The organism is Lyngbya confervoides BDU141951 (assembly GCF_000817775.3).
GTDB classification, from domain to species: Bacteria; Cyanobacteriota; Cyanobacteriia; order Thermosynechococcales; family Thermosynechococcaceae; genus Lyngbya; species Lyngbya confervoides.
In genome coordinates this window covers 1-8,592 of the sequence record NZ_JTHE03000028.1, presented here as the reverse complement: position 1 = coordinate 8,592, position 8,592 = coordinate 1, and the positions used below count along the sequence as shown (strand labels likewise).

The window sequence follows — 8,592 nt, the reverse complement described above, 5'->3', positions numbered from 1 at the left end:
AGTGAATCTGACTATAATGGAGATGGCATCATTGACAGTAGATTTATTGAAAAATCAACCTATGATAGGAAGGGTAATCGAACCCGTTATGCTCGTGAATTTGACAATAACGGAGATGGCGTCATTGACTATAGAGATACTGAAAAATCAACCTATGATAGCAATGGCAATCGAATTAATTATGCTAGTGAAATCGACTATGATGGAGATGGCGTCATTGACAATAGGTTTGTTGAAAAAGCAACCTATGATAGCAATGGTAATCTAACCCGTAAGGTGAGCGAATCTGACTATGGTGGCGATGGCATCATAGACTATACTGAAAAAGCAACCTATGATGGCAATGGTAATCGAACCCGTTATGTGAGCGAATCTGACTCTGATGGCGATGGCATTATTGACTCCAGAGATACTGAAAAAGCAACCTATGATAGGAAGGGTAATCTAACTTGTAAGGTGGGCGAATCCGACTATGATGGTGATAGTGTCATTGATTATAGATATACTGAAAAAGCGACCTATGATAGCAATGGCAATCTAACTCGTTATGTGAGCGAATCTGACTCTGATGGAGATGGCGTCATTGACGATAGATCTATATTTATCAGCAATTACACTTATGATAGGAAGGGTAATCTAACTCGTTATGTGAGCGAATCCGACTTTAATGGCGATGGCGTCATTGACAATAGGTTTGTTGAAAAATCAACCTACGATAGGAAGGGTAATCTAGCTCGTAAGGCGCGCGAATCCGACTATGATGGCGATGGCATCATAGACTCTACTGAAAAATCAACCTACGATAGAAAGGGTAATCTAACTCGTTATGTGACCGAATTCGACTATGATGATGATGGCAATATTGATTTCCGGAGAATCGAACAGGCTATTTATGCCAAACCAGGACAGAAAACTGGTTGCATCGTAAGTCTCGATCGCGATGGCGATGGGCTAATTGATATTACCGGCTACTATCCAAACACTGCTCTTGTGGGTGTGGATCCTTTCGGTATCCCTGATAAGCCTCCGGGTACTGTTTTGCACGATGATTCAGGCTCTGATCTGTTCCCTATTGAGCTGGGTCAGAGGCCATCTGCAATGTTCAGCGGCGAGATTGGGGTGGATTTACCCTCTCTGGCTGCCGGATCGTCATCAGAACGGCTTCAATTTTCTGGGAGTCAAGATACCGATACTGGTACTCCATTATTAACCCCGGTTGCAATAAACATCCCAACATTGCCAACCGCTCGCTTTGCATAGGGGACTTAGGATTTTACCCTTCCACTGCTCCCAGAAACTTCAGCATATTGAGTTGGACTGAGGTAAGACCTTCAACCCCTTTAATATTCATGGCTTCATAGGGTCTTGGGGGACGCACCGAATGAGTCAAGCTAGCGCTAGCAACCTCCCAAATTTTTACGGTGCCATCCTGCGATCCACTGATCAGCCTCTGACCATCGGGACTAAACGCAAGGGAACGAATTGCTTCGGTGTGGCCCTCACAGGAGTCCACGACAGAATGAGTATTCACATCCCACAGCAAGATAGATTTATCGGTTCCGGCGCTCGCAAGGGTTTTGCCATCAGGACTAAAGGCGATCGCAAAAACTGGACCACGATGTAGCCGTAGGGTTTCAATCACCTGCTGTGAATCAGAATCCCAAAGGAGGATAGTGGCATTTTGGCCAGCGATGGCCAGTAAATCAGTGATGGGGCTATAGGTGGCAGCCGTAAATTGGTTAGATCCGGCCTCAAAGGATTGGATACATTCTCCTGTCTCAATATTCCAGATCTTTGCAGTATGGTCGTTGCAGGTACTCACCAGTTTTTTCCCGTCAGCGCTAAAGGCAAGCGACCAAATCCAATTGCTATGCCCCAGCATAGAGATTAAAACAGTACTAGCCTCCGAGTCCCAGAGTCTGACCACTCCATCTTGACTGCCCGATGCGATAAACTGCCCCTCAGGACTAAACTTGACCGCCCAAATTCCACCACTGGCTGGACTAACGGGGGTGGTGGATAAACACTGCCCGGTAGCCTTGCTCCAGACTTGAATCAGTCCGTCATGGCTCCCACTCACAAAGCGATCGCCTGCGGGATGAAAGTCAATGGCATGGATTGCCTTATTTCCAGAGTATACCCCCCGGTTTCCCCCCGTTTTAATATCCCATATTCTGATCTTGCCGTCCTGATGACCACTGGCAATGGTTTCTTCCTTGGGGTTATGAGCTACTGAGTAAACCCAATTGCAGTAGCCTCTGATGGTATTTAGACAATCTCCGGTTTTAATATTCCATATCTTGAGCGTCTTATCATATCCACAACTGAACAACTGCTGGGAGTTAGGACTAAAGCCAATGGAGAATATCCAATCTGAATGACCCACTAAGGTCCTTAAGCACGATTGCCGTTCCACATCCCAGATCTTGATTTCTCCGCCTAAACTTGAACTGGCAACGAATCTACCATCTGGACTTTGATCGCACGCGAGTAAATAATGGTGATGATCCGTTAACGTACTCACATTTTGTTCGGACTGTAGATCCCATATCCAAACTCTCATTTCAGCCGCAGTAAAGAGTTGATTAGCATTTAGCCTGAAAAACACGGATAAAACCCAGTGCGGATGATCAAAGACAGATAAGCACCGACCACTAGCTAGATCCCAAACTCTGGCAGTCTGATCATGGCTGCCACTTGCTAATAAACGATCATCAGGACTAAAGGCAATGGATCGAACCGAGTTTTGGTGATCTTCTAGCCTAGCGATTAATTGTTTTGACTGAATATCCCAAATGAGGATGGTTTGATCCTCCCCGGCACTGGCAACGAGTCGGCCATTGTGGGAAAAGGCAACGCACCAGATCCAGGCAGTGTGCCCCATAAAGCAATGCAATAATTGACCTGTCTCTGCATCCCACAGCTTAACCTGGTTCTCATAGCCCCCACTCACGAAAAATCTGCCATCTGGGCTAAAAGCCAGGGCTGTCTCCCAGGTTCCTATCTCATTGGCTGAAAAGCTCAGCTTATGTTGATTACTGTTAATGTGAATCAGACTAATTCGTCCATTCGAATCACTAATCGCGAGATGTTGCCCATCGGGGCTAAAGCTGCCAGCAAAGATGTCCCCAAAATACTGCATAAAGTTAGAGTTTTTTACCTCAGAATCTGAGAAGTTTACGCCAAACAGCGAAGCGTCCTGGAAAAAACCCTGATTGATGATTAAATTCGATAGATCATAGTTATCTATGCAAATATTAGCCTGAATCAGTAAATTCACCAGATTTCCGGTTAAATATCCATTTTTTAGGGGGCCTGGATTTCTGAGCCTTTCTAAGATTGGCTGAGCCCAGGATTCAATTGCTTGTAAATTTCCTAAAGCGACTAATAGTTCCTGAATCATTGGCTGCACGATCAGTCGCAGTTGAGCACCTCTCACCTCGTCATTCGCAAGGGCTTTTAAAATGAAGAACTGATTAAGGCGTTCAAACTGGCCAGATTCACATTCAGCGATCGCAGTTTTAATGAATTCCTCCGTCAGAAATTCAATCAAAACAGGTTGCAGCGTAAACGTGTGAGCCGATTTTTCCAAGGGCAATCGCCGATTCAAGGACTGGAGTGTTGAGGAAACAGCTTTCTTGGCGGAGGGCGAGAGAACCGCTTGTTGTAACTGCTCCACAGAAAGGGGTTCCCGAGAGAGAGTCATCCAATAGGCTAGCTCAAGTTCTAAGGGAGATAGTCGCTCAAAGTGCCAGGCTAAAAGATCATGCAGGTCGTTGAATAAGGGCGTTTGACTTTTTAGGAAATGAGTAATGTTCTGGTTGAAGATGTCCTTAATATGCTTGGCAGCCAGCTCTATGGCCAGGGGATTACCGTTATAATACTGAGTAATGAACTGCCAATCCTGGTCTGTGGCTTCAAACCTTCCGACTTGGGCAAATATCTTGCGGCAGTTTATGACATTGAGTCCCTCTAAAAACAGAGAACGCACCGGACCTGAGGGATTCTCCAGGATGGAAATTTCATAGGGCTTTTCTCGACTTGTGATCAGCAGACAGCTGTGATGAAAAGTCTCTCCCATCCTCTGAAGAAAAATACCATAGCCTTCATAGCCGTCGATATACTCACCCCGATGGGTTTGTGCCTTTAAAAGCGACTCAAAGTTATCTAAAACTAATAAACACTTCTTGGAGGTTAAATAAAAAATTAATCGATCTAAGGGATCGTCGAGATGGGAGGGAGGAACTGCGTCCACCCTTTCTGACAGGTCCTTCATGACCTTCGAAAAAAAGTCTTCAAATCTGGGCTTGTTGAGCAGGCTTCGCCAGATAATGATATCAAAGTCATGTTGTAATCCCCTGGCTAGCTTCAGGGACAAATCTGTTTTTCCAATGCCTCCCTTCCCTAATTTGAGAGAGAGCCTGGTCTTTCCAACTCCTCTCATCCCGAGGATTGAGACAAGCCGACAGTGATCTTTTAAAATCCAATTTTTTAGCGTTTCTAATTCTCGAGTTCGTCCCACAAAGAACGACACCTCTGGGGCAGCGCCCCAATCCCGAAATTTTGCTGAAGATTCAGTTGCGTTTTTTTGAGAAAGATTTTCAACACAGCGATTTAATTTAGGTTTACTAATCCGTTCTCCCGTCGCGTTAGAGAGACGCATCCACAGTTCCTGCCCCATATCCTTGAGATGCTTCTCGCTGTACCCTTGCTCCATGGCAATTTGTCGATACGTCTTTTTCCGCCAGCTTCCGATAAAAATAGCTTTCTGTAGCTGGGTGAGAGGGTGCCCCAGGCAGCGCTCGGCGAGTTCTAAGCCCTCTGTTTCATTCATCTTGATTTTTTCCAGGAATTTTCCCGCCTAATTTACCAAATGTGGCTCAAAAAATCAGAGTTTAAACAATATACTTATGCTGAGGTTTATAAAACCAAACCTAAATCCAAATGGTTGAGTCTGATTCAACACACTCGAGGCTTGAGGATCGGTTGTGTCACGGGGAATCCTCTGTCTGTAAAACTGGGGCCTGAGTGCTATTGATGGTTCCGGTTGAGGTGACATCAATGCCTGACCTGGTGATGGAAGGATAACTGAGCGTTTTGATGCTGCGCCAGGGCGGGTTGAGATCTGGCTGCATCGGAATCATGGTCCGGCGGGAACTTTTGCAAAAGAATTTCTGTCAACCTATAATTAATAAATATTTACATAGGTTTACATTTTGAAATCTGTGTAATGCCATTCCTCCTAGGGGTTTTTACAATGCTCTCTCGCAAATCATTGTCTTTGATGCTCGTCTCAAGCTTGTGGTTGGGCGGCACTGCGCCCGTCTTCGCTGAAAGCTGTAGCAAGCCTATGAAGGTCTCGGACGCATCTGCGGCTCAATCTGCACAAACTATTGTGGATATTGCCTCCTCAAGTGATGTGTTTGAAACCTTGGTGGCTGCCGTAAAGGCAGCGGATCTGGTGGAGACCTTGTCCGGTGAAGGACCCTTCACGGTCTTTGCGCCCACGGATGAAGCCTTTGCCGCCCTGCCTGAGGGAACCGTAGAAACGCTTCTGAAGCCGGAAAACAAGGATGTTTTAACTAAAATCTTGACATATCACGTCATTCCGGGATCTGTTACCTCGGATCAAGTAACCTCGGGTTCGGTCCCCACCGTTGAAGGCCAATCCGTTGAGATCGACGTTGATGCATCCTCGGGCTCGGTGAAGGTGAATGGCGCCAATGTGGTGAAAACCGATATTGCGGCTACCAACGGCGTCATCCATGTCATTGATGCGGTGATTTTGCCCCCAGAGATGTAACCTTTACGGTCCAGAGGCGAGGGGGTTGTTTTCAGGAACCCGTAGCGCTTTGAGCCGCCCTGAATCCATGGCCCTCGCTGCTTTTATCGGCAGGTTTCTCGTTTTTTTCGCCCCCCTTTGTTAGAAAGCTAACGGCTCTCTTGAGGGGGGCTTTAAGGTTTGAATCTTTAACGTTTAGATCTTTCCCCTACACGGGTTTGTCATTCGCCGGGGAATGCTTCTATGGTAGGACTGACGCTAGGTTAAGGCTCGGGAACAGCATTCAGGTAACGATGGGCCAATTCCTAGCCGCGAACAGAGATTTACCCTGCGATCGCCATGATTTACCTGCCCGTTTCACTGTTTATTTTTCTCCTTTTCCTACTGCTTATTTTACCGCTCCTGTGGGTTGCCATTACGCTAGATATTGTCCAGTTTGCGGCGGGCAAGCTTGGATTTTCACCCTCCGTTGCCTTTGGACTCCTGATACTCAGTTTGCTGGGGAGCGCCATTAATCTTCCGCTCTACCAAGTGGAAACCGAGATTCATCTTGTTCCGGATCTGCTAAGCGTCTATGAGCGATTCTTCTGGCGATTGCCCCTGAGGCAAGTGCAACAGGTTACCATTGTGGCGCTGAATGTGGGAGGCGGTTTAATCCCTGTGCTATTGGCTCTGTATCAATTCACCCAAACTCCGGCAGTGGCCATCTTGCTGGTTACGGCGATCGTGACTACGGTTAGCTACTACAGCGCCCATATTGTCCCCGGCATTGGGATTCAGATGTCTCCCTTGGTGGCTCCGGTGACTGCGGCGCTGAGCGCCTTTGTCATCCTGCCAGCCCAGGCCTCCTCCGTTGCCTTTGCCGGTGGCATTTTAGGCACGGTGATGGGCGCTGACCTTCTGCACTTGAAGGACCTTGAGCAAATGAGCGCTGGGGTGCTTAGCATTGGGGGCGCTGGGGTCTTCGACGGCATTGCCCTGTGTGGGCTGATGGCCCTGCTCCTCACCTAGTAAGGCTGTGTTTGGAATGAGGATCTGTGTCACGGTTGCGGGGGGGGCTTGGGAGGCTGTCCTTGGGAGCATGTCCTTGGGAACAATCGTTTTGTTAAGAGTGGCTATAGAATTCCGGGCTTCTGGGATAGTCTTAAGGTATGCGCTTCAGGGAGGAGACGATGGGTATTCGTGAATCTTTGTCTGAAGAGAAGTCCCCCTCATTTCTCGTTTTGGGCTACGGTCGTTCCCATCATGGCGATGAAGGCATTGGTCAAGCCATTGTGGCGCAACTGCATGACCTGGCCTTGGAGGGGGTGATCACTCACTGTGACTCTATTTTGCATCCTGAACTGGCGGGAAGGCTGGCCACCGCAGACCAGGTTATTTTTGTCCATGCCTGCCAGATGGGCGATGCCGCAGAGGTGCGGGTGCGATCGCTAGACGCCTGCGGGTCAGAAACGCCTGGATCAGCAGTGCCCTGCTCAGGTCATAGTTGCGATCCCTGTTCGCTGCTGGCTCTAACTCAGTCTGTCTACGGTCACAGCCCCAGGGCCTATTGGGTGGAGGTTCCGGCGAAGGATTTCAGCCTTGGGGACTCGTTTTCGCGTATTGCCCAGAAGGCGTCGCAGGATGCGCTACAGGTAATCGAGGAACTCATTCAGCAGGTTTGAGGGCAAAAGAGCATGACTCAGGCCAGTTCGCGCGGCTCAGTCAGCAAATCCTGAGTGTTTCTTTTCGGAAGAATTTTAAGGGGGTTTTCCCTGTTCCGAGTTTACGTAAGTCGAGGGAACACCCCAAGTTTCTGGAGGCTGTTGCTAAGAATCTCAGACTTAACAATATCTGCCTGCAAAGCACAGTAGAGGTCACATCAACTCATAAAAGGATTCCTGGCCGATGTGTTTCACATACGTTCTGACTAACTTTTCAAGGGGGCCGATGTTTCCTACCTCTATCCAATCATCAATGGAACCAAGATAACAGTAACGCTCAGTCTGGAAGAGGCGTTTCTGATTATCCACTAAAACAAATCGGAGATTATCAGAATACGTGAGAGACTGTGCGAGTAGCTGTTGCATTTCGTATGGGTCTTTACCGTGAAGATATGCAGTTGAAGCATAAATCTCAAGTAACCCAGAGACGTTTTCGTTCGGAGAGAAAATGCTGATCTTCTCCTTCTTAACATCGATCTGAAAATGCTCAAGTTTCGAAAATTTCTCCATTCCCCTTTCAACAACGGCAACTTCATCGTCAGTGATAATCTTCTTTGGGATTTTTCGTAAGAAGACCTGAGCATTTGGAGTCTCATAGATCTCAAAACCATCGGGGATCACCTCTGCTAAATTTCCATCGGATTTCATGGAGAAAAAGTATTTGGGATTCCCTAGCTTGGTCTTGCCTTGATGGAGATAATAGAGCTTCTGTCTACGGTTGAGATATGTGATTGCCATTTCAAAACTCTGGGGATAAGTTATTCCACTTATTCTGTCAGACAGTGATCGCAGATTTCACTGAAAGGGCAAATACCGTAACAGGTTTTGTGAGGAGTCGGCGTAAAGTCTCCTTGGAAGACTCGTTGAGCGATCGCTTCAGCTTGCTGGTCAAACGGCTTCTCTCCATAGCAGCGGTCTTGATACAGCGGAACACCCCCACAGGCGTGGGGACAACGTTGAAAACCATAGACAGATAGGGGTTGGAGAGCGGAACACCCCCACAGGCGTGGGGACAACTTTTGGGGATGAGCCGGCACTAATACCGTTGCGGTTTCATACAGCAGATCCTCATACAACTGCTCTCGTCCAGACGAGTTGGCTGAGCCT

Annotated in this window: 7 protein-coding genes; 4 read left to right on the top strand and 3 right to left on the bottom strand. The window is 47.5% G+C overall.

Features of this window, described 5'->3' with window-relative positions; translation table 11 throughout:
• A partial coding sequence (locus QQ91_RS04215; protein ID WP_201277318.1) for a CREC-EF hand family protein occupies positions 1-1,260 on the top strand: 1,260 nt, incomplete at its 5' end.
• 13 nt (positions 1,261-1,273) lie between these two features.
• Here QQ91_RS04215 and QQ91_RS04210 read toward each other — a convergent pair.
• The gene (locus tag QQ91_RS04210) at positions 1,274-4,834 is read right to left on the bottom strand and encodes a WD40 domain-containing protein (protein ID WP_166280432.1); all 3,561 of its coding nucleotides are present in this window, start codon (positions 4,832-4,834) and stop codon (positions 1,274-1,276) included.
• A gap of 516 nt (positions 4,835-5,350) precedes the next feature.
• On the opposite strand from QQ91_RS04210, the gene QQ91_RS04205 reads away from it, so the two are divergent.
• From QQ91_RS04205 to QQ91_RS04195, 3 genes are all read left to right on the top strand, one after another.
• On the top strand, positions 5,351-5,803 hold the full coding sequence (locus tag QQ91_RS04205) for a fasciclin domain-containing protein (RefSeq protein ID WP_375340934.1): 453 nt from the start codon (positions 5,351-5,353) through the stop codon (positions 5,801-5,803).
• A gap of 318 nt (positions 5,804-6,121) precedes the next feature.
• Positions 6,122-6,793 carry a DUF1614 domain-containing protein gene (locus tag QQ91_RS04200; protein ID WP_166280428.1) on the top strand — a complete coding sequence of 224 codons (672 nt, stop codon included), beginning with the start codon at positions 6,122-6,124 and terminating at the stop codon, positions 6,791-6,793.
• Between the two features lie 161 nt (positions 6,794-6,954).
• Positions 6,955-7,446: a hydrogenase expression protein HypE gene (locus QQ91_RS04195; protein WP_166280426.1), complete on the top strand. Its 492-nt coding sequence runs from the start codon at positions 6,955-6,957 to the stop codon at positions 7,444-7,446.
• A gap of 192 nt (positions 7,447-7,638) precedes the next feature.
• Here QQ91_RS04195 and QQ91_RS04190 read toward each other — a convergent pair whose 3' ends face one another.
• A complete protein-coding gene (locus QQ91_RS04190) occupies positions 7,639-8,223 on the bottom strand; it encodes a hypothetical protein (protein WP_166280424.1) in 585 nt (194 codons plus the stop codon).
• 29 nt (positions 8,224-8,252) lie between these two features.
• Positions 8,253-8,592: PD-(D/E)XK nuclease family protein (locus QQ91_RS04185; RefSeq protein ID WP_166280399.1), on the bottom strand; the 340-nt coding region annotated here is incomplete at its 5' end.

What these genes read in the sequence shown, in the direction of transcription:
- QQ91_RS04210 (WP_166280432.1), bottom strand. Translation starts at nt 4,834, where the DNA reads ATGAATGAAACAGAGGGCTTAGAACTCGCCGAGCGCTGCCTGGGGCAC.
- QQ91_RS04190 (WP_166280424.1), bottom strand. Translation starts at nt 8,223, where the DNA reads ATGGCAATCACATATCTCAACCGTAGACAGAAGCTCTATTATCTCCAT.
- QQ91_RS04205 (WP_375340934.1), top strand. Translation starts at nt 5,351, where the DNA reads ATGAAGGTCTCGGACGCATCTGCGGCTCAATCTGCACAAACTATTGTG.
- QQ91_RS04195 (WP_166280426.1), top strand. Translation starts at nt 6,955, where the DNA reads ATGGGTATTCGTGAATCTTTGTCTGAAGAGAAGTCCCCCTCATTTCTC.
- QQ91_RS04200 (WP_166280428.1), top strand. Translation starts at nt 6,122, where the DNA reads ATGATTTACCTGCCCGTTTCACTGTTTATTTTTCTCCTTTTCCTACTG.